This is a genomic window from Paraburkholderia sp. FW306-02-B, from assembly GCF_058782725.1.
Genome location: NZ_JBYSXZ010000001.1, coordinates 248,390 through 265,092 on the forward strand (window position 1 = coordinate 248,390; position 16,703 = coordinate 265,092).

The 16,703-nt window shown below is 62.2% G+C and carries 20 protein-coding genes; 9 read left to right on the top strand and 11 right to left on the bottom strand.

From position 1 onward, the window contains the following. The first annotated feature begins 291 nt into the window (after positions 1-291). Positions 292-609, top strand: a complete 318-nt coding sequence (locus AC3WOG_RS01070; RefSeq protein ID WP_492576241.1) for a hypothetical protein — start codon at positions 292-294, stop codon at positions 607-609. Positions 610-669: 60 nt separating this feature from the next. On the opposite strand, the gene AC3WOG_RS01075 is transcribed toward AC3WOG_RS01070, so the two are convergent. The 11 genes from AC3WOG_RS01075 to sctU all read right to left on the bottom strand — a co-directional run bounded on the left by AC3WOG_RS01075 (position 670) and on the right by sctU (position 10,160). Beyond that, entirely contained in the window at positions 670-1,137 is a 468-nt protein-coding gene (locus tag AC3WOG_RS01075) for a CesT family type III secretion system chaperone (RefSeq protein ID WP_492576242.1), read from the bottom strand. 139 nt (positions 1,138-1,276) lie between these two features. Then, positions 1,277-1,468, bottom strand: a complete 192-nt coding sequence (locus AC3WOG_RS01080) for a hypothetical protein (protein WP_440567257.1) — start codon at positions 1,466-1,468, stop codon at positions 1,277-1,279. A gap of 110 nt (positions 1,469-1,578) precedes the next feature. Beyond that, the gene (locus AC3WOG_RS01085) at positions 1,579-1,821 is read right to left on the bottom strand and encodes a type III secretion protein (RefSeq protein WP_492576243.1); all 243 of its coding nucleotides are present in this window, start codon (positions 1,819-1,821) and stop codon (positions 1,579-1,581) included. Positions 1,822-1,840: 19 nt separating this feature from the next. After that, a complete protein-coding gene (locus AC3WOG_RS01090) occupies positions 1,841-3,049 on the bottom strand; it encodes a secretion protein (protein WP_492576244.1) in 1,209 nt (402 codons plus the stop codon). Positions 3,050-3,215: 166 nt separating this feature from the next. Then, positions 3,216-3,575 carry a hypothetical protein gene (locus tag AC3WOG_RS01095; protein WP_492576245.1) on the bottom strand — a complete coding sequence of 120 codons (360 nt, stop codon included), beginning with the start codon at positions 3,573-3,575 and terminating at the stop codon, positions 3,216-3,218. Between the two features lie 458 nt (positions 3,576-4,033). Continuing rightward, on the bottom strand, positions 4,034-4,297 hold the full coding sequence (gene sctS, locus AC3WOG_RS01100) for a type III secretion system export apparatus subunit SctS (protein WP_492576246.1): 264 nt from the start codon (positions 4,295-4,297) through the stop codon (positions 4,034-4,036). A 30-nt stretch (positions 4,298-4,327) separates the two neighbouring features. Further along, entirely contained in the window at positions 4,328-4,978 is a 651-nt protein-coding gene (sctR, locus tag AC3WOG_RS01105; protein WP_492576247.1) for a type III secretion system export apparatus subunit SctR, read from the bottom strand. Beyond that, the gene (gene sctQ / locus AC3WOG_RS01110; protein WP_492576248.1) at positions 4,962-6,038 is read right to left on the bottom strand and encodes a type III secretion system cytoplasmic ring protein SctQ; all 1,077 of its coding nucleotides are present in this window, start codon (positions 6,036-6,038) and stop codon (positions 4,962-4,964) included. Before sctQ ends, sctR begins: the two co-directional genes overlap by 17 nt. A 255-nt stretch (positions 6,039-6,293) precedes the next feature. Next, a complete protein-coding gene (gene sctP, locus AC3WOG_RS01115) occupies positions 6,294-6,935 on the bottom strand; it encodes a type III secretion system protein SctP (protein ID WP_492576249.1) in 642 nt (213 codons plus the stop codon). A gap of 26 nt (positions 6,936-6,961) precedes the next feature. Continuing rightward, a complete protein-coding gene (sctV, locus tag AC3WOG_RS01120; RefSeq protein WP_492576250.1) occupies positions 6,962-9,046 on the bottom strand; it encodes a type III secretion system export apparatus subunit SctV in 2,085 nt (694 codons plus the stop codon). A gap of 10 nt (positions 9,047-9,056) precedes the next feature. Continuing rightward, a complete protein-coding gene (gene sctU, locus AC3WOG_RS01125; RefSeq protein WP_492576251.1) occupies positions 9,057-10,160 on the bottom strand; it encodes a type III secretion system export apparatus subunit SctU in 1,104 nt (367 codons plus the stop codon). Positions 10,161-10,542: 382 nt separating this feature from the next. Here sctU and AC3WOG_RS01130 point away from each other — a divergent pair, with 382 nt between their 5' ends. The 8 genes from AC3WOG_RS01130 to sctT all read left to right on the top strand — a co-directional run bounded on the left by AC3WOG_RS01130 (position 10,543) and on the right by sctT (position 16,582). Further along, entirely contained in the window at positions 10,543-11,127 is a 585-nt protein-coding gene (locus tag AC3WOG_RS01130) for an HrpB1 family type III secretion system apparatus protein (protein ID WP_492576252.1), read from the top strand. A gap of 33 nt (positions 11,128-11,160) precedes the next feature. Then, the gene (locus AC3WOG_RS01135) at positions 11,161-11,544 is read left to right on the top strand and encodes a type III secretion protein HrpB2 (protein WP_492576253.1); all 384 of its coding nucleotides are present in this window, start codon (positions 11,161-11,163) and stop codon (positions 11,542-11,544) included. 63 nt (positions 11,545-11,607) lie between these two features. Then, positions 11,608-12,363, top strand: coding sequence for a type III secretion system inner membrane ring lipoprotein SctJ (sctJ, locus tag AC3WOG_RS01140; protein WP_492579683.1), 756 nt, complete (start codon positions 11,608-11,610; stop codon positions 12,361-12,363). Next, positions 12,363-13,076 (top strand): type III secretion protein HrpB4, encoded by a 714-nt coding sequence (locus AC3WOG_RS01145; RefSeq protein WP_492576254.1) that lies wholly within the window; start codon positions 12,363-12,365, stop codon positions 13,074-13,076. Before sctJ ends, AC3WOG_RS01145 begins: the two co-directional genes overlap by 1 nt. Further along, positions 13,061-13,849, top strand: coding sequence for a type III secretion system stator protein SctL (gene sctL / locus AC3WOG_RS01150; RefSeq protein ID WP_492576255.1), 789 nt, complete (start codon positions 13,061-13,063; stop codon positions 13,847-13,849). Before AC3WOG_RS01145 ends, sctL begins: the two co-directional genes overlap by 16 nt. A 37-nt stretch (positions 13,850-13,886) precedes the next feature. Then, the gene (gene sctN / locus AC3WOG_RS01155; protein ID WP_492579684.1) at positions 13,887-15,218 is read left to right on the top strand and encodes a type III secretion system ATPase SctN; all 1,332 of its coding nucleotides are present in this window, start codon (positions 13,887-13,889) and stop codon (positions 15,216-15,218) included. Positions 15,219-15,220: 2 nt separating this feature from the next. Further along, positions 15,221-15,721, top strand: a complete 501-nt coding sequence (locus tag AC3WOG_RS01160; protein WP_492576256.1) for a type III secretion protein SctO — start codon at positions 15,221-15,223, stop codon at positions 15,719-15,721. 45 nt (positions 15,722-15,766) lie between these two features. After that, positions 15,767-16,582, top strand: coding sequence for a type III secretion system export apparatus subunit SctT (gene sctT, locus AC3WOG_RS01165; protein WP_492576257.1), 816 nt, complete (start codon positions 15,767-15,769; stop codon positions 16,580-16,582). The last annotated feature ends 121 nt before the right edge of the window (positions 16,583-16,703 follow it).

Sequence of the window (16,703 nt, forward strand, 5' to 3'; positions counted from 1 at the left end):
ACTTCGCATCTCGCTCGGCGCATGTCGATGATTCGCACTATCGTGCTCGCACGTTCAGCAAATTGGTGTCCGTCCGCGGCTCCCACAGACAGGTTCATTGCGATGAGCACTCCGACCACGACCAGCCGCACTGCCTCCCGCGCACAAGTCGCATCGACGCCTTTGGGGCCCGCGGATACACCCAATCCAAACGTTGCCGGGGGGGCGGCAAAACGCGTATTGGCCAGTCCGCTGAAAGAACTGGGGGGTATGGAGACGTCGTCAAAAAAGTGGAGCAAGGGATCGTTTGGCATGCACCAAGCCCCGGCCGGCGTGCCGCAGGCAGCGGGCGGACCCGTCGCGGCAGTGACTGCGGCGCCGGCCTTGCCGACGGGCTATTCCCTGCCATCCGGCGTAGGCGGTCCTTCGATGCCGGATCAACCGCAGATGCCGCAACCGCAAGTTCGGCAACCACAGATTCCGATCCCGCCGAATCAGCCACCGCGCCAACCGATGTTCAACGATGGGCAGTCGCCGTTGCACCACCTCTGGAATTCGTTGGTGAAAATCGGCGAGGGGATGGCTGGACTCATCCACGCTATCGCCAGGGCGATGGGCAACGTGCATTGATGTAAGTTCGGTGCGTCCACCGGCGCACCGACTTATCGGCTCGGATCGGCGACTGCCGGATCACGCCCGCAGCCAGATAAACTCACCCGCCACGAGACCTTCGAACATCTCGTCGGTCGATTCAATGATGTTCTGCCGCCAATAGCGGCCGTGCTCAGCGTAGTGCGCGAGCAGATCGGCGAGCACGCCGCCGTCGACATCCTCTGTCATCGGCACGCGCAGCACCAGCACGATGCCGCCCGTATCCGTGTCGAGCCCGAGTTGCGCCTGGTCCTGCGCGTAAATCACCAGATTCGCCTCCAGCATCAGCCGAAAAACGGTTAGCGTTCGTCCGGCCGTCACGGCGCCGTAGTGAAAATTCGCGTACATCGCGTCCAGATCGTTGTCGAAGTAATCGAGCCGGACTTCGAAACCCTCGACCTCGATCTGGCGAGTGCGCAACACGTGGTCAGCATCGGGTAGACCCACGGTGTCGCAAAGGTCACGTACCAATTGCGCGTAGCGTTCCGAACCGTCTGAGGTGGTCACGGCACTCCGAGCGAGAAGTGTGAGTCAGCGGGGGCGCTGGAAAGAATCGGCCGGCAAGCACCAAGGGCACATGCCGGCCGACGTCAAAATGGCCGCGCGCGCACGAGGAGCGCGCGCGGGGCACAGCCGAACCGCTACGTCAGTGGGCCGCTCCCGAAACTTGGGAAACCTTGTTGCCGATCGACGTTGCCAATTTAGCCACGGCATCGGCGGCACTCACCTTCAAGCTGTTATTGGCTGAATCCGTCTGAAATTTCATGCTGGCCGCCGTCATGATGCCCTGCTCGGCATCGGCCGTCGCCATTGCACCGAGTGAAGTGAGACTACCCATATTGCCTCTCCTTGGTCAGAAGTTAAAAGAACTGCCCGATTACACATTGACACGGACGAGTCCGTGCAACACCAACTCGATACCGTGTCTCGTATCGGTACCGAGTGATGCTAAGCCGCTTCGCGCTTATCCTCCAGGTGAGACACGATCCGGCTGGCGGCCAGCATGCCGCGATACAGCTTCGCGAGATTGTCGCGATCGATTTCGGATGCGCCCGTCGTCGCGCTGATGTTCTGTGCGCTCTGCTCGAGCGCACTGCGGATCGCCGCGAGGCGCGCGCTGCCGGAGTGGTCTGCCAGCGTACTCTTCAAATTTTTGAAGTCAGCGGCGCAAGTTTCGAAGGGTTCGTACATGTCCATCATCTCCGGAGATTCACTTTGGCAACGGCAGAAAATTCGATGCGACGGGGGCAAACGCAGGAGGTGCGCCGACGGGCTGCGTGACGCCGCTTGCAGCGGCCGGCTGTGCAGCGACCGCCTGCGCATCGGAGGCCTGCGCTGAGCCTACGGGCGCGCTCACCCCCGAAGCCGGTGCTTCGGCGGCTTCCGGATCGACGTAGATATGCTTCACTCCATCCGGCGTTTTCGCGTAGCGCACATCGTCGGATGACATCAGCTCCGAGAACGAAGGCGGCGGCGGTGCGACATCGTTCGATTGCGTGATCTGCATGCGTAGTTGCTTCACGTTCGTACTCAAATCGTGCCGGATGCGGGCGAGGGCTGCCTCGATGTCAGCGGGGTCGGCTACCTTGCCCGTGATGTTGAAGGCGCCGTTACCGGCATACGCCACATGGACGTTTTGCGTGCCGAGTGCATCTTCGATATCGCGGGCGTCGTTCTGCGCGATGTCGTACTGACGCTGTATCGACGTGGACGACAAGCGCGCCAGCGCGCGACGCACGGTTGCATCGTCCTCTGCCGTAGGCACCATACCGCTGACAATCACGTTGAGGCCGTGCGGCCGCGCGTGCAATTCCTTCATATGCGCTTGCTCGAGTGCGACGTTCACGCGCTGAGCGAGGTCGCCCGCATTGCGCGGTAGTGCCGCACGACTAACGACCGTCGTGATCAGCACGGAACCGATCACGACCACGGCGCCGAGCATCGTGCATCCCAGTATTGCGCCGACCAGCTTGCGCTGGCGCGAACGCTCGGCTTCGTGGCGAGCTTGATGGGGCTTGACCAGCAACGTCGACAAAAGGTCGAGGTCGCTAGGCCACACCGCGTCGCTCGCGCCGACGCAGAGCACCGTCTCGTCGAAACGCATCGGGACGAAATCGATCAGGAGCACGCGGCCAGGGTCCATCGATTCGACTACCGGATGTTCGTTAGGCTCCGGCGCGGTCGACCCATCCTGCGCCGCCGCCTGCTCCCAGTCGCCGTGCGCGAGCGCTTCCGACTCGGGAAGCAGACGCTGCGCGCTGACGATATCGGTCTCATCGACCGTCAGTAGGATGTCCGCACCGCTCCAGTCGGAGATCCGAATATCAGCGTCGTCGTCCGCGCCAACCCGATGCACGCCGGCACTCAGGTGCAACTCCACCCCTGCGTGGATGCCTGTCAGAATGCGCAGTAGTTTCATCGTGTGGCGATTGTGTTAACAGGATGGCGGCGGAAAGCGGATATTCCGGCCGGTCAATGCAAATCACGTTACGAAATACTCTAGTCGTTTCCGAAGGCAACGCGCCGATCGATGCGAAGACGGCAGCGCGTATGCGAATGTGTGCTTGCCCCGAGGCTCCGTACGCTCACTGAGAATCCATGCTGCGCGCTAGCGCTGCGTTGCGCTGCAACGTCAAAACGTTGCGCGATTCGTTCTCCCTCGATGGCGTAAGCGGTCTTGCGGCCATGAGAAGAACCAGTGGCAACAGCGCGTTGATGGCATCTTTTTTTCGGCCTCGGTCTGCGCTTGCATCGATGAGCCGCTGACGCAGGGCGACCATCCCTTCCGGTTCACGTAACGATGGACACGTTTGCATGGCGCCGAGCCAGTCGAGTTGCAGCTCGGCAACGCCGACGAGGCGTGAGCCGCCGGGATTGTCGCGCAAGGCGAGCAGTGCTTCGCAAAGGGCCCCTCGCACCGCATCGGCGTGCTCGGGGGCGTTCATCTGTGTGGTTGCCGGGGTCGGCAATGCGCCTGCCGTGTGTGGCGGTACAGGCCTCCGCATGACGGTTCGGACTTCGGGTTGCCTTGCGCGGCCGCCGTCGCGCCCATCGCCGCCGCTGTGCGAGTGCTCGCCCCCATCACGGCCACCGGAACCGCCGCCGCCGTTGCCTCGCCCCTGCATGGCAGGGTGTGCTTCCTCGTCAGGTAGCGCGTGATTGTGCTCGCTTTCGTGTGCTTTGCCAGGTTGTACTCGAGCCTTGGGTAATCGTGCGCGGCGCTTGCTCGCCTGAAGCGCGCCTGGACCGGCTTCCGGCTGCGGGTCTTGCGGATGAGCGAAACGCGTCGTGCGATAGAGCACAGCCTGCCGCCGCACCTGATCGTGTACGTCGGCAGCGCGCTGTGACTCGTGCGCCGCGCCGGCATTCGTTATTGCGGCCGGCATCGCCGGTCTGGCCGGTTTCATTGCGGTATCGCCGTCTGCATGAGTTCATTGGCGAAATGCAGGATGGCCGCCGCTGAAATCGGCGCGGCGATCGCGATCGCGATCATCACCGCAACGAGCTTGACGCCGTGCGACAACGTTTGGTCCTGCATGGACGTGATCGCTTGCAGGAAGGAAACCGCGAGCCCGGCGACCGACGCGACGATCACGATCGGCAGCGACACATACAAACAGAGCAACATGCCTTGTGTGGTGAAACGAATGAGCGTATCGATATCCATGGTTTCGTTTTCGCTGTCTGACGTTACCCGCTACCGGTACGTCGTGACGAGGCCATGGATCAACGTCGACCAGCCATCCATGACGACGAACAGCAGCAACTTGAACGGGATCGCGACGTTGGTCGGCGTGACCTGGTTGAGCCCCATCGCCAGCAAGACGTTGGCGATGATCAGATCGATCACGATGAACGCGATATAAAGCAGGAAGCCGATCTTGAATGCGTCTGTCAGCTCGCTGAGCGTGAAGGCTGGCGCTAGCACGATCATGTCGTTTTCATGCAGATCGCGGGCGGCGTCTTTCGGCCACACGACGCTGGCCGAGCGGATAAAGAAGCGTTTCTCGCGTTCGTGCGCATGCTTTTCGAGAAAGTGGCGGAACGGTTCGCGCGCGGCGCCGAACACCTGGATCAAGGCTTGCGTCGGCTGGCCGTCGAGTTGTTGCCCTTCCAGCGAGCGAGCGGCCTGCATGCCAATGGGCGCCATGATGTACAGCGAGACCAGGATGGCGATGCCGTTGAGCACCATGTTGGGCGGCACCTGCTGTACACCGAGCGCATTGCGCAGCAAGCCGAGCACGACCACGATCTTGGCGTACGAAGTCACAACCATTGCGACAAATGGAATTAAGCTGATCGCAAGGACGACGAGTAGTAAGCCGGTAACGTTACTGAATTGAACCATCGCCGTGTGCCATTCTCAGGATCCGGATGCCAAGATGTTCGCCGACCGTGACGAGCTCGCCATAGCCGATCGTCTGGCCGTGTGTCACGAGCTTCAACTGCGCGTCGGCAACGGGAGTGGACAGTTCCAACACGTAGCCGGGGCGCAGCGCGAACAGTTGCGACAGCGGCAAGGCGACGGTGTCGACTTCGAACTGAACGGGCAGATCCAGCTCGCCGATGTCGATCGGACTGTCCTGTTGATCGGACGCGAGGGAGTCGTGGGGGACAGCAGGGTCGAATTTATCGGTCATTGTCGGCTCTTTCACAATGAGAAGCGTGTGCTTGTCGATGGTCACGGGGGCATGCAGGCGGGTCAGGCCGGGCGTTCCCCATGCGGCGATGGCGCTGGCCGCGGCGTGCTCGGCCGCGCCGCTGACGAGCGGCGAGAGGGTGCTTGCAAGCGAGCGCAGCAGAACGTCGCCCGGAGCGAGCGCGCGTAGCGTTTCGATGGGCAGACGTCGCGCACCCAGCACGATGCGCCCGGGTATGAGGGCGTCCTCGAGCGTCGTCTGTGCGGGAAGGAGGGCATCGGCCTTTCGCAAGCCCCCCTGCGCAAGGGGGCGGGCCTGCGAGGCAAGCAAACCTTCCAGAATGGGCAGCAGCGCGGGGGCGATGGCAAGAACGGCGGCATGGCTGCGCCCGTCGAAGGTGAAGGAAAGATCGATTCGCGCAACCTCTCCGCCTATCGTGTGCTCGTGCGCATCGCGCACCAGGCGAAGAACATGCAGATCGCCGAGCCCGAGCTTCGCGAGCCCGCCCAGTAGCGGCTCGAGGATCGCGCCTGCCACTGCGATGCGCAACGCACGCTCGGCTTCGGTTGGCATCGTTGCGCTACCGTGGGCGGGGCACGCGGCGATGTCGAGCGCGGGGTAGGCGGCCAGATCGAACATGAGGAAGATAGGACCGGCCGGATGGGCGAGTTCGAGCGTGCCCGGCCGCTCGAAGGCCTCGCGTGAAACCGTGCTTTCCTCATGCACGGACGCTTGCCATCGATCGATGCCGGGCAGGCGCTGCAGCATCGAGGTGACCTGCGTATTGCAAACGAGCCGGGCGGCACGAGCCGCGATCGGCGAAACGGACCGCAACGGCAATCTCGCGGCGCACGTCGCGCCCCCGGGTACAGGGGCTGCGCGCGTTTCGCTGGCGTCGATCAAGGGGTGAGCGTGCCTATCGATGGGTTCGATACTCGTAGGCATTTCAGCGAGCGGATAATCCATGCGATTGTGATCGAAAGGGCGGCTCTGGTGCGCTGTGCGATGTTTCTGTGAATTCACTCACCACACCATCAGCTCGATGTCCCGCGGCGCCGACCACGCTTTCAGCAGTGCGTCTATTTCGCGCTCGAGCATGGTGCTGTGATGCAAGAGTAAGGTCTTCGTCTCGATGTTGGATGTATCGAAACGAAGCGAAAGCCGGAACGGCGAAAGCGAGAGATATAAGGTCGTGTCGGGCAGGATCGTCTTGTCGAGGGGCATCTGGACGTCCCAATTGCCGGACCCGCTAACAGCCGGGTCGGCACAGAAAGCCGCGACTTCGTTTGCGAGCGAAGTGGCCAGTTCGAGGAAATGGCCTTGGGTGCGAAACAGCGCGTCGACGACCGGTACCGATGCGCTGGACACTTGTTGAACCAGTTTGTCGCGCTGGCTCGCCGCGGCCTGGTCGTCGACGTCGTCCGTTTCATCGGCATGACCGTCGCGGCCCGAGCGCTCGCGCCAATCAAACAATTGCATGGCCTCTCGCGCGGCATCGCCCGCTGCCGATTCACGCGCAGCGCCGGATTGGCTGACGGCCGCTTGCTCACGTCGTGCGCGCCGCGCAAGCGCGGCATAGTCGAAACGGCGCGTGCGCGTATCCTCGGCCCTCTGCGGCGTCCCGGGTTCGCCGGGGATGATGCGCCGTACGCGAGATTCGATCATGTTGTCGCAATCATGGCGGCGGCGGGTCAGATGGTTACGCGGCCGAGCGGCTGCAACTGCACGTGCTCGCCGAGTTCCTGGTAGGAGTAGACCGACAGCCAGCCAAGCCGTGCTTCGATCATCCGCCTCACGTAACGGCGAATATCCATCGAAGTGACGAGCGCGACCCCTTCGCGCGGCGTTTCACCGGCAAACGACTGAATCTGATCGACCAGGTAATTTGCTTCGTCGGGAGGCAATGCGAGGAAGTTGCCGGCCGGCGTCTGCTTGATGCTCTGGCGAATGTGCTGTTCGACGGGCAGATCCAGCAAGACGGCGGGCAACTGCCGGGTGCCGCCGGTAGCACGGTGCGCGAGGAACCGCGCGATATCGGCGCGCACGTACTCGGTCAACATCAACATATCTTTTTCCTTGGCGCCCCAGACGATCAAGCTTTCCATGATGTTCCGGATGTTGCGGATCGGAATCTGCTCTTCGAGCAGGCGCCGCAGCACGTCGGCGATGCGCTGCGGCGGCAGCACCTTTTGCACCTCGGTGACCAGCCCAGGGTATTCGGCATTCTGTTGATCGAGGATCCATTGCACTTCCTGAATGCCCAGAAACAGCGATGCGTGCCGGCGCAGCATCGCGACCGACGCGTGAGCGATCACTTGTTCCGCACGCCATGCCGGCACTTTGGACGGCACCGATTTCTCGTCGATCCAATAGGTTGGGCCAGGGCCGCCGTCGAGCCCGCCGCGCGGGTCGCAACGCGCGGTCAGCGCCGCGATTTCAGCTCGGAGCGTTTCGTCGGCGGCCAATGAATTTGGCTCTGGAAGCATCACTTTCCCCGGCGGCATTTCGATCGTGCAATAGGGCACGTCGTGCATCAGCAGTTCGCACGTCGAAGGCGGCAAGGCGTCGCTGGTCCAGATCGTGATGCCTGGAAACGGCAGCCCGAGATATTCCTGCAAGCGTGCGCGCTCGGCGCCGAACGATTTGTCCAGCGCCGAAGGCGAAAGACGCCCCACGAGATCCGGGGAGATTCGTACGCCGATCGGACAAGCGAACTGCGGCGCGCGCGTCAGGATGGCAGGGACATCGACCTTCGAGCCCGCCCGCTGCATGGCAGTGACCGCCTCGCTTGCATGCGTCGAGGCTTCAGGTTCGCGCTTGCCGAGACGATAGCCGCAAAATGCCAAGGTGCTGGCCAACAGCAGGAAAAGCGCACTCGGGAAGCCGGGTACCGCCGCGAAACCTAGCAGCAGCAGGCTTGCAAAGTAAAGTGCGCGTGCGCTGGTGGTGAGTTGGCGGCCGATCTCGTCGCCTAGCGATAGCGGCTTGGATTCGCCTTCGTCTCCCACCCGTGTGATCATCACGCCGGCCGCGACGGACAGCAGCAAAGACGGAATTTGCGACACCATCGCATCGCCGACCGAAAGGATGGAAAACCGGTTGGCCGCATCGCCCGCAGACATGTCGTGATACGCGACGCCGACCGCGATACCGGCCACGATGTTGATGGCCGTGATGATGAGGCCGGCAATCGCGTCCCCTTTGACGAATTTCATCGCACCGTCCATGCCGCCATGCAACTGGCTTTCGATAGCGAGCTTCGCGCGTTTGCGGCGCGCTTCTTCGGGCGTGAGCAAGTTCGAGCGTAGATCGGCATCGATACTCATCTGCTTGCCGGGCAACGCATCGAGCGTGAAGCGTGCGCCGACCTCCGCGACCCGTTCGGAGCCTTTCGCGATCACGATGAATTGCACCGTGGTGATGATCACGAATACGACGAGCCCGACCACGAGATTGCCGCCCACTACGAGTTCGCCAAAGCTCTCGATGATGTGGCCTGCGTCCGCATGCAGCAGGATCGACTTGGTCGAAGCGATGTTGAGCGATAAGCGATAGAGGGTGGTGAACAGCAGCAGAGACGGGAACACCGACAACGAAACGACGTTTGGTACGTACATGGTGATCATCAACAACGTGACGCTGATCATGATATTGAGCGCGAGCAACACGTCGATCACGGCCGGCGGCAGCGGTAGGATCATCAGCGAGATGATCGCCACGACGAGCAGCGCGATGCCGACTTCCCCGAACGCGGGTATCTTCAGTGACTTGATCATCTCGATTCTCTCAAGGTGCGGCGTCGTGCATGCCGCGTGGGGAGGCGTTTTTCGCCGCACGCAAGCGCCCTTTGGCGCCGATCGATTCGACCCAACGCAGGATGGCCGCGACCGTTTCGAACAATTCCTCGGGAATCGGCTCGTCGATGGCGACCTTGTAGAGCGCGCGGGCCACCGGGGGATTACCGATGATCGGTACTTCCGCATCTTGTGCGAAGCGCCGCAATTGCGCGGCGGTCTCGTCCATACCCTTCGCCGTCACGAGCGGTAGGGGGTGCTCGTCGGGGGCATAGCGGATCGCGACAGCGTAGTGCGTTGGATTGACGATGAGCGCATTGGCGAAGCCGACGCGCAGCCGAGGGGGATCCTCCGTTGCGAATTGGCGTGCCAGCTTTCGGCGCTCGCCTTTGATCAACGGGTCGCCTTCCTGCTCCTTGTATTCGCGCTTGACCTCGTCCTTCGACATGCGCAGCTTGCGCATGAACAAGGCATGCTGGATCTTCACATCGACGGCCCCGATCACAGCGAAAATCGCCGCTGCGATACAACACAGCTTGATGAGCATGTCCCAGAACATCTTCGACAACTGCGGCAGCGGCTGGTATAGCGACCCGACGACGAGCGGCAACATCCATTTGATCGTCAGCCACATCGTGAAGCCGATGACGATCGCTTTGACCGTCATCTTCGCCAGCTCGATCAGCGTGCGCGAGGAAAAGATCTGCTTGATGCCGGAAATCGGGCTGGCATTGGCTAGGTCCGGCACCACCGGCTTCATGCTGACCTGAAAGCCAATCTGCGGAATCAAGGCGGCGATCGCGGCCGCGGCCGCGGCCGCGGCGCACGGCACAATGACGATCAATGCCTGCGCGCCGAGGCTGACCGTCTTGGAAAACAACTGAGCAAGCGAGTGATCGCCCGATACGAATTGGAGCGCCGTGGCGACGATGGTGCGCAGCGCGCCAGCGAACGCGCCCGAGGCAAGCATCAGCGTTGCGATAGCGCCAGACATCGTGACGGCATCGGTCAGATCGGTGCTTTTCGATACTTCTCCGTCTTCGCGTGCGTCCCGAAGCCGCTTTTCTGTGGGCTCTTCGGTTTTTTCTTCACTCATCGGGTATCCCGGCAGCTTGCGTCATGTGGCGCGGTACGCACCGCGAACGGCTTCGCGCAACGCGGATCCATGACCGAAGGTAGCGATAACGTACCTGGCGCACCCCGTAGGATGCGAAGCAGCCGCTGTCGCGGCGAAGTCGAGTACGCAGACCCGAAGACGCGAAGCGGGCGGTGGGCACGCTAAAGGTTCCGCCGTCCGCCTCGGACGGGGCCGAGGCGGACGCGCACTTCGCGCCGGTGGCACTTGCTTCGTGTCGAGACCTCGGAGGCGGCGGGCGGACTGAGTATTGTTAGCAGGTCATCGATAACCGGAGTCGGAGGGGCCGCGTTCCGCTGGGCGCCTTCTCCCGCCGACATCCACCTTGCAGGAGCCTCGCGCCATGAGCGTCACATCGCCCGATTATCTGGACTGCAGTCAGGACATTGTCAGTGGTTTGATCGAAACCGTCTCCGTGGCGCTTACCAGCAAATTTCCGGCCGTGGAAGGCGACCCATTCGACATCGAATTGGTGCTCGACGCGGTGCGCGTACTGCGCCCAAAGCTGGCTGAGCTAGAGGCGTTTACCGCCCTTTTGCACATGCTGAACGGACGATGGGACGATGCGATCCGGGTCTTTTCCTGGGTGATCGCCAACGCGCCGCAATTCTCTTACGCCAAAGCGCTGCTCGCATTCTGTCTAGCCGTCAAGGGCGATCCGAGTTGGCGGCTCAATGCGACTCAGGCCCTTGAACAAGATCCGAGTCGCGACACACTGCAACTCGTGCGTGTGCTGGAAGCGCGCGAGGATCTGCGAGCGGCCGTCCGCGTGCATCGCAATGGCGGGAAGTTCGAGTTGCCACAGTCGATTGCGGCGTTGAACGACGAACCGCAAGTCGAAGCCGCCGAGCCGAATACGTCGGCGGGCGAGGCGTCCGGAGCGGTTCGGGCCGATTTGCCGCAGCAGCAGAACTATCTGCGTATTTGATCTTGGTCGTATTGCTTATTCGGGAGGTCGATCATGAGCGTCGTCATTACCCCAGAGCAGGTGAAGGCTGCATTACAGGCAACCACGCAGCCGGCGACCGATCCGTCCACGCAGCAACTGGGAGACAAGTTCAAGTCTATGATGCAAAACCCGCGCATGGAAGCGCCTCACGACACCAGCAGCGACATGAATGTGGTGGCGAAGCTGGCGGCGTCGCAGGATGCGCAGTTGCAGCAATCGGTCAACGACGCCCTATCGCTGACCCAAAACGCGGGGGGCATGTCGATGCAAGAGATGACCGCGGCCGGCACGAAGGTGATACTGGAAATCGCCGGTACGCAACTCGATATGCAAGCGAAGATGGGTGTCATGAATTCGTCGAGATCATCGCTCGACACCTTGATGAAGAATCAATAGACCATGCCGGAAACGAAGACGGGCAGGGTCGCCGATGCGGTGCGGGCCGGCTCGCTGTGCGTGATGTTCATTCTGCTCGCAGCGTTGGCTGGATGTAACAAGGAACTGTACGGCAACCTGTCGGAACAGGACGCCAACGAGATGGTCGTCGCGCTGCTGGAGCAGGGTGTCGACGCGTCGAAGACGACATCCGATAACGGCAAGACCTGGGCGCTCGAAGTCGATCAAGGCCAAATCCTGCGTGCGATGCAAGTGCTGCGTGCGCGTGGGTTGCCGCACAGCAAGTACGACGATCTCGGCATGCTGTTCAAGAAAGACGGTCTTGTGTCCACGCCCACCGAGGAGCGCGTCAGATTTATTTACGGCCTGGAGCAGGAGCTGTCGGCAACCTTGTCGAAAATCGACGGTGTGGTGGTTGCGCGCGTGCAGATCGTGCTGCCGAACAACGATCCGCTCGCGCAGCAAATCAAGCCTTCGTCGGCCTCGGTGTTCATCAAGTACCGTCCCGATTCCGATGTGAACGCGCTTCTGCCGCAAATCAAGACGCTTGTCATGCATAGCGTCGAAGGGCTCACCTACGAAGCCGTGAGCGTGACCTCGGTGCCGGCGGATCCGCTCGAGGTGTCCAAGTCGCCGCAAACGTCGCCGCCGTTGCGCGTGATTGTCATCGCAGCATTGGTGTTCCTTCTCTGCGCCGCGGGCCTGTTCGTATGGACAAAAAGGGGCATCTCGGCAAAGGAGCCAAAAGACGCCCTTCGCTCGAAGCTTAAAGCGCTGCTTGCGCGCATTCAGAACGGCAAGTCTTCGTCGGCGACTTGATGGGCGCGCCCACTTCATTCCCATTTGCGCGGATGGCTGCCGCTTTTGCCGCATACGAACACAATGCGCGCGACGCGGCGCGCTGGGCGCATCCGTCGTGGTTGGCGGCGGCGCTCGGTGTCGCTGTCGATGAACTGGAACCGTTGCGCGTCGCACTGGCGAGTGCGGGCCGCGCGCAGGTCGATGCCGTCTCGCTCGCGCTTGTGCGCACGGCAGGTGTGCAGCCTCCTTTGTTCGACGCGTTGGGAGCCCCGAACCTGGCCGTACTCGATGCCTTGCCGCCGGAATGGGGGCTGCGTGTTTTGCGGATGCGCGCGCTGGCGCTACGTCGTGCCGAGGTACGGCGCTTGATCGATAAGCGCAGTCGCTTGCAGCTTTCGGAATGGATCGGCATGCCGATTGACCGGCTCACCGAAGGAACGCCGGGCGCGCTGAACGCACCGGGTACGACACGCTTGAGCGCCGGCGCTCCGCTGCCTGCGTTGCATTCGCTCGATGCGCAAACGCTTGCGTCCGAGGGCTGCGCGCTGATCATGCGCGATACGCTCGGCGGCGTCACGCCCTTTTCGCTGCTGTGCCTGGCGCTGCCGCGTGATTTGCGGGCGCCGTCGTGGCTCCATGGCAGCGCCCGCGAACTCGACGCCGGCGGCACGGTGCGCCTGCTCGCGCGGCTGCCGGAACTGATTTCGGAGTGGGCATGGCTATTTGGCTGAGATCGGATCGAGCGTTGCCCGATGCGCAGGTGGGGGCGTATGCGGATGTGATTCCGCGCGACGCATTTGGTGCGCTGATTGAGATCGACCAAGCTTACGCGCAACTTGCCGCGGATCGCGACGCACTGCTGGCACAGGCGCGCGAGGAGGCGCAGGAGATTATCCGCGCCGCGCACGCCGAAGCGCAAACGATCGTTGACCAGGCGCACCGGGAGTACGACTCTGCGGCCCAACGCGGCTATCAAGAAGGCGAGAAGCAGGCTTTGGCGGATTGGCTGGATCGTCTCGCCGACGCCGGCGACGAGCAGCGGCAGATTCAACTGAAGTTACGCGAGCGCCTGGCCGAGATCGTCACGCTCGCGGTCGAACAGATCGTCCGAGTGCAGCAATCGGAAATGCTGTTCGAACGCGCGTTGACGACGATCGACCGCATCGTCGAAGGCGCAACCTATTTGCGTGTGGCCGTGAGTCCGGTCGATTACGACAAAGCCTGCATCGCATTTGAGCGGCTTTCGGTCCGTTGGCGCGAACTGGGTCGCCCATTCCCGCTCTCGGTCGTGGCCGACAAGCGGCTTGAAGCGGGCAGTTGCATTTGCGAATCGGATTTTGGCTCCGTCGATGCGAGCCTGGCGACGCAATTGCGTGCGATGCGCTCCGCGGTGGCGCGCGCCCTGAAGCATTCGTTACGTGACTTGAACGACATGTCTTACGCTGCCCGGTACCGCGGCGGACTGACGACGATCGGAAAAACGGATGAACACGCCCCATATTGACGCCGCCGCATTCATCGCGGAACCGGGCCTGCGGCGAATGCCCGATGTGGAAGACTTAGCCGATGCGATCGAACGCGAGATTCTTTCGGCCAGTAACGTCGCGCGCAGCGGCAAAGTGTTGGAAGTCATCGGCACGCTGGTGAAAGTCGGCGGACTCGACGTGACGCTGGGCGAACTATGCGAGCTGCGTTCGGCCAATGGCGCATTACTGCAGCATGCAGAGGTGATTGGCTTCACGCGCGATGTCGCGTTGCTGTCGCCTTTTGCGCGGCTTGCCGATATTTCCCGTTCCACGCAGGTAATTGGGCTCGGGCGGCCGTTGTCGGTGCCCGTAGGCGAGGCGCTGCTTGGCAGGGTGATCGATGCGCTAGGCCAACCGATCGACGGCAAGGGGCCGATCGAGGTGCACGAGGAGCGGCCCATTTTCGCTAGCTCGCCCGATCCGATGAGCCGCCAGTTGATTGATGCGCCGCTACCGACCGGCGTGCGCGTGGTGGACGGCATGATGACGTTGGCGGAAGGGCAGCGCATGGGTATTTTCGCTCCCGCCGGTGTCGGTAAAAGCACGTTGTTGGGGATGTTTGCGCGCGGCACGCCCTGCGACGTGACGGTGATTGCGCTGATCGGCGAACGCGGCCGAGAAGTGCGCGAGTTCGTGGAGCTGATTCTCGGTGACCGAGGCATGGAGCGCTCCGTCGTGGTGTGCGCGACATCCGACCGATCGTCGATCGAGCGCGCCAAGGCCGCCTATGTCGCCACCGCGATCGCAGAGCACTTTCGCGACCAGGGCAAGCGGGTGCTACTGATGATGGATTCGTTGACGCGTTTTGCCCGCGCCCAACGTGAGATCGGGCTCGCGGCCGGCGAGCCGCCGGCGCGGCGCGGTTTTCCGCCGTCCATCTTCGCTGAGCTGCCGCGCTTGCTCGAACGAGCGGGCATGGGATCGCGCGGTTCGATCACGGCGCTCTACACGGTGCTTGCCGAAGACGATTCAGGCAGCGATCCGATTGCGGAAGAGGTGCGCGGGATTCTCGACGGTCACATGATCCTGTCGCGCGAGATCGCGGCAAAGAATCAGTACCCGGCAATCGACGTGCTCGCGAGTCTTTCCCGTGTGATGCCGCAGGTGACATCGCCCGACCATATGCGCGCCGCCGCACGTGTGCGCGAATTGCTTGCCAAACATCGGGAAGTCGAAATGCTGTTGCAGATTGGCGAGTACAAGCCGGGCGGCGATGCGGTTGCCGATGAGGCGGTGGGCAAGATCGATGCGATTCGCACTTTTTTCTCTCAGGCTACCGGCGAATTGGCCGCGCCGGGCGATACCGAGGCGCGGCTATTCGCGTTGGCCGGCAGCCGAAGCCGGTAACGATGCCCGCCCGCGACCGGCGCGCCGCCGCCCTAACCAGAACCGTGGAGCGCCGCACTCGACTGGAGGAAACGTTGCGTGCGAGGCTAGCGACCCAGCGCGACGAACAGGCTCGGCTCGAAGCGGAGCGTGACGCCAAGCGCGAAGCCGTGCGTACGGAGAGCGAGCTGCTGCAGGCATGCCGTGATCGCATCGCTCGCATGATGTGCGGCGACGAGGCGTTTTCGCTGGCGGACCTGAACGCCAGCATGCGATATACGGAACTCGTCGAGCAGCGGTTACGCGTGTGCGAAAGCGAACTGGCCGCGTCGGAACAGACCTTGCGAGCCAAAGAGCATGAGGTCGCCGCGACGATACATGCAATCGCGAGCAATCGTGGACGTATCGACGTCTGCAAGGAGCGCATCGAGGATATCGGGCGCGCGCAGGCCAACGCCGCAAATGACGTCGCAGACGAAGAAGCGGAAGAGGCCGTGCTCGCGCGGATGCGCTTTACGGTGTAATCCCCCGCATCACGCGAGATACGAATCACGAACCACGAACCGAAGATGAACGACGCCCTGACGACGCTCTCCCAGCTCGGCATCACACTGACGCAGGCCTTCACGGTGCTGGGGCTATGTTCGGTGCGGCTCTACGTGATGCTGTTCATCTTTCCCCCCACGTCGGACAGCTTCCTGCAGGGCGTCGTGCGCAACGGCGTTGTTTTGCTGTTCAGTTCATTCATCGCATATGGACAGAGCGCTTCGTTGATGACATCGCTGTCAGCCGTGGCGCTGGTGGAAATCGTCGTCAGAGAGGTGGTGATCGGACTGGTGCTTGGTTTCTCTGCCTCGACCGTGTTCTGGGTGGCGGAGGCGGCTGGAATCTATGTCGACGATCTGACCGGGTATAACAATGCGCAAATCACGAATCCCTTGCATCAGGACCATTCGACTCCTACCGGTACCTTACTGGCACAGGTGGCCGGTGTGGCGTTTTGGGCGCTTGGAGGAATGACGTTTCTGCTCGGCGTGCTGTACGAGTCCTATCAATGGTGGCCGCTCACGTCGAGTACGCCGATGGCCGCCAACGTTCTCGAGAGCTTCGTGTTGCGCCAGACCGATACCCTGATGGAGACCACGGCGAAACTTGCGGCGCCGATGTTGTTCATCTTGGTGTTGGTCGATCTCGCGTTCGGCTTTGTGTCGAAGTCCGCGGAGAAGCTGGATCTGATCAGCTTGGCTCAACCGGTCAAAGGCGCTGTGACGGTGCTGATGCTAGCGCTCTTTATCGGCATTTTTATCAACCAGGTGAGAGATCAACTGGTATTGACGGGACTTGGCGCGCAATTGAAATCGATGTCCAACGCCGCCAAGAAATGACGACAGCCTGACGAGTCCGTTCCTTCGGTGCCCCATGCACCTCTTCGCGAAACCTCCGCGCTGGAAAACCGGCGCGTGGCATCGTAAGCGTTATGCCATTCCAGTAATGTCGAAGCGGCGC

Excerpts from the sequence above, each read along its gene's own strand:
- AC3WOG_RS01070 (WP_492576241.1), top strand. The coding sequence starts at position 292 with ATGCACCAAGCCCCGGCCGGCGTGCCGCAGGCAGCGGGCGGACCCGTC.
- AC3WOG_RS01080 (WP_440567257.1), bottom strand. The coding sequence starts at position 1,468 with ATGGGTAGTCTCACTTCACTCGGTGCAATGGCGACGGCCGATGCCGAG.
- AC3WOG_RS01085 (WP_492576243.1), bottom strand. The coding sequence starts at position 1,821 with ATGTACGAACCCTTCGAAACTTGCGCCGCTGACTTCAAAAATTTGAAG.
- AC3WOG_RS01090 (WP_492576244.1), bottom strand. The coding sequence starts at position 3,049 with ATGAAACTACTGCGCATTCTGACAGGCATCCACGCAGGGGTGGAGTTG.
- AC3WOG_RS01095 (WP_492576245.1), bottom strand. The coding sequence starts at position 3,575 with ATGAACGCCCCCGAGCACGCCGATGCGGTGCGAGGGGCCCTTTGCGAA.
- sctS (WP_492576246.1), bottom strand. The coding sequence starts at position 4,297 with ATGGATATCGATACGCTCATTCGTTTCACCACACAAGGCATGTTGCTC.
- sctR (WP_492576247.1), bottom strand. The coding sequence starts at position 4,978 with ATGGTTCAATTCAGTAACGTTACCGGCTTACTACTCGTCGTCCTTGCG.
- sctQ (WP_492576248.1), bottom strand. The coding sequence starts at position 6,038 with ATGCTGCAGCGCCTGCCCGGCATCGATCGATGGCAAGCGTCCGTGCAT.
- sctP (WP_492576249.1), bottom strand. The coding sequence starts at position 6,935 with ATGATCGAATCTCGCGTACGGCGCATCATCCCCGGCGAACCCGGGACG.
- sctV (WP_492576250.1), bottom strand. The coding sequence starts at position 9,046 with ATGATCAAGTCACTGAAGATACCCGCGTTCGGGGAAGTCGGCATCGCG.
- sctU (WP_492576251.1), bottom strand. The coding sequence starts at position 10,160 with ATGAGTGAAGAAAAAACCGAAGAGCCCACAGAAAAGCGGCTTCGGGAC.
- AC3WOG_RS01130 (WP_492576252.1), top strand. The coding sequence starts at position 10,543 with ATGAGCGTCACATCGCCCGATTATCTGGACTGCAGTCAGGACATTGTC.
- AC3WOG_RS01135 (WP_492576253.1), top strand. The coding sequence starts at position 11,161 with ATGAGCGTCGTCATTACCCCAGAGCAGGTGAAGGCTGCATTACAGGCA.
- sctJ (WP_492579683.1), top strand. The coding sequence starts at position 11,608 with ATGTTCATTCTGCTCGCAGCGTTGGCTGGATGTAACAAGGAACTGTAC.
- AC3WOG_RS01145 (WP_492576254.1), top strand. The coding sequence starts at position 12,363 with ATGGGCGCGCCCACTTCATTCCCATTTGCGCGGATGGCTGCCGCTTTT.
- sctL (WP_492576255.1), top strand. The coding sequence starts at position 13,061 with ATGGCTATTTGGCTGAGATCGGATCGAGCGTTGCCCGATGCGCAGGTG.
- sctN (WP_492579684.1), top strand. The coding sequence starts at position 13,887 with ATGCCCGATGTGGAAGACTTAGCCGATGCGATCGAACGCGAGATTCTT.
- AC3WOG_RS01160 (WP_492576256.1), top strand. The coding sequence starts at position 15,221 with ATGCCCGCCCGCGACCGGCGCGCCGCCGCCCTAACCAGAACCGTGGAG.
- sctT (WP_492576257.1), top strand. The coding sequence starts at position 15,767 with ATGAACGACGCCCTGACGACGCTCTCCCAGCTCGGCATCACACTGACG.